Below are 2610 nucleotides of genomic sequence, written 5' to 3' on the forward strand. Positions count from 1 at the left end.
CGAGCACAATCACGAGCCGCGGCCATTCGTCTGCAAAGCAGACCCCGATGAGATCATTGCAGCAGTCAAACGCGGGCACCAAGCGTTGGAATCAATCCACTAGCCGCCGCCGGATACAACTTCTCGCTGCTGCTCAACTGGTTCAGGCAGCTTTTGTGGCTGCTCATCGCGACGCTCAATTACATGGCAAAACCTGTCGCAGCCTGATCCGTCCTCATTGTTCACGGACGACTACATCATGCTCCTTCCTCGGCCGCCAATTGGAATGCGATGCCCTGGCTTTTTGGTTGCTCTTGAAGCTACGGTTGAGCAGCACCTCTTAGGCGGTAGACGGAGATATGACGTTCGGATCGATCGGTGAACGCACCTCTCGCCCAATCTCCCCATCGCTCCGCCAGCTCTAGCCCCACGCATTCGGCCATGGTATCGAGTTCTTGGGGGTAAACGTAACGAACGCGTTGCGGTAAACGTCTGACCGACGTACCTGAAAACCAAAGGAGGGTTGAAACCAAGTTCTGGTTTATTGAATCGTGGACAGCCACCCTGAGGATCGTATTCTCTTGATCCACTAGCCGCGCCGTTGCGGTTTGCTGGCCGGCGACGAGAGGACTCAAGCTTGGTACATCCAATTCTATCACCACAACTCCTTTATCATCTAGCGCCTCCGCGGCAGATCGGAGGCAAGCTATTTGCTCTTCGCGGGTGACAAGCAGCGTGAACGTGTAATAAACGCAATACACCATATTGTAACGTTGCTCTGATACGAAATGGGCAATGTCTCCCTGCCGAGCCTTGACGAGATCGGTCCGCTTAGCGAGGAGTTTCAACATGCTGCACGAATTGTCGATACCTTCTACGTTGACGCCGCGCTCACTCAACGGTAATGCCACGCGCCCGTCACCTATACCCAGTTCGAGAGCACTGCCCCCGCTGCAATATCGCTCAAGAAACGCGACCGTTTCGTCTACCTCAGCTACTTTACCTTGCAGGGTCGTGTATTCTTCATAGATCGGAGCGTAGACTTCACCATAAGTTAACTCATCAGACATGGTCGATTCTCCTGTCACTGTATTAGCAAATTTCTGAACTGCCTTCATACCGTACTAATCGGAAGCTGATTTGCGTTGTCCGTTACCGAGTACGTCTAGTCGTCAACCGGCCAGCGAAACCTGTGCTTGCAAGATGTCCATCGCAGCTGACCTGCACCTGAGCCTCACCACGAGCAAAAAACGGGCGCAGCAGAGCTGAGCGCGCATATTCCGTGACCGCGCACTCTGGCTGCTCAAAACCAAAAGACTCCAGCGCGCCGTCTCCTGCATAGGTCTGTTCCGTCCGAGCAACTGGTCGAGGATACCTCTCAAGAGAAGCTGTTGATAACATTCGTGCGGCTCTGTTGCTGAGAGAAAGTCGCAGTTGGAAACGCAAGAGGTGTGCCAACTCAAAAAAACGTTGTCGATCAACAGGTCGGCTTTTCACGTCCGTTTCTGCCTGTCACAGTTGTGTCGGGCTTCCAACTAGGTCGTGAACTCATAAATGTGGAATTACCTCGAGGGGTGGGATTGTGGACATTGTTGAGAGCCACTAGGCTTACCCGATGCCGTCTCTTTGCAAATTCCCTGAGCCTCGGCTTCGCACTTGCCCTTCTCGCATCCAGCGAGCCTTACGCTGATGCCGCGAGCGCTTGCCAGACCGTCAGCCAGGCATCCGAACGCAGCAAGCTGCAACAGCTTCTGGCATCGAACGGCATCTCCAAGAGTGAGTGGGCCTTTCTATTGGCTGGTGCAGAACAGCGGCTAAACGAGATGCAATCTCGCGCTCTCAACGCGCGTGGCGCTCAATGCGGGATCAACGCAGTTCGAGCCCACATCCTCGGGTACATGAACAGCACACTTCCCTCCGCTCTCCGCACAACTCCACCGGACAGAAAGTCCAGCAAAGCGCTTTGGGGCCGAGCGGGACTCTCGGCCCGCGGCGGAGTATTCATCGGAATGTTTCACGCGTGCCGTGGAGGCGCTACGGATACCTTCTTGCCAAGTGACGGAGCCATGGGTGTGCCACAGTGAGGTCGTTTTCCGAGTTGGCGGCTTTCATATCGCGCCGGTTTCTGAATTCAAGCTCAACATGAGCCGATATGACCTCACCGTTTCGAGTGGCGCGTGATCGAGCCGCTGTTGCCCAACAAGCCGCGAGGGTGCCGCGCGTCGATGACCGGCGGGTGCTCAACGGCATCTTCTGGGTGCTTCGATCAGGTGCGCCATGGCGCGACCTGCCTGAGCGGTATGGACCGCGCACCACCTGCTACAACCGCTTTGTCCGATGGCGGAAGCAGGTGTGGGATCGCCTGATGGATGCGATTGCCAATGTCCATGACGGCAAAGTCCAGATGATCGATACCTCAATCGTTCGCGTCCACCAGCAGGGTGCCACGGCAAAAAGGGGGATCGAGATCATTGTCTGGGTCGCTCCCGAGGCGGGCTTACAACCAAATCCATGCTCTTGTCGACGCGCTAGTGGATTGATCGAGACAAAAGAGTCCGATGTTGGATTCCCATCGGTTTTTGCATGTGCGACGATCGGGCATGCGCACCGGTATTACATTTGACGTCACTG

General features: G+C 55.4%; 1 protein-coding gene and 1 pseudogene. One reads left to right on the top strand and one right to left on the bottom strand.

What is annotated here, in order from left to right; translation table 11 throughout:
* Window positions 1–299: 299 nt before the first annotated feature.
* Window positions 300–1049 carry a class I SAM-dependent methyltransferase gene (locus NKI08_RS34265; RefSeq protein WP_352775896.1) on the bottom strand — a complete coding sequence of 250 codons (750 nt, stop codon included), beginning with the start codon at window positions 1047–1049 and terminating at the stop codon, window positions 300–302.
* Between the two features lie 1072 nt (window positions 1050–2121).
* Here NKI08_RS34265 and NKI08_RS34270 point away from each other — a divergent pair.
* Window positions 2122–2507, top strand: a pseudogene (locus NKI08_RS34270) (IS5 family transposase); the annotation flags it as partial.
* Between the last annotated feature and the right edge of the window lie 103 nt (window positions 2508–2610).

This window comes from Mesorhizobium sp. M0768 (assembly GCF_040320195.1).
Lineage (GTDB): Bacteria > Pseudomonadota > Alphaproteobacteria > Rhizobiales > Rhizobiaceae > Mesorhizobium.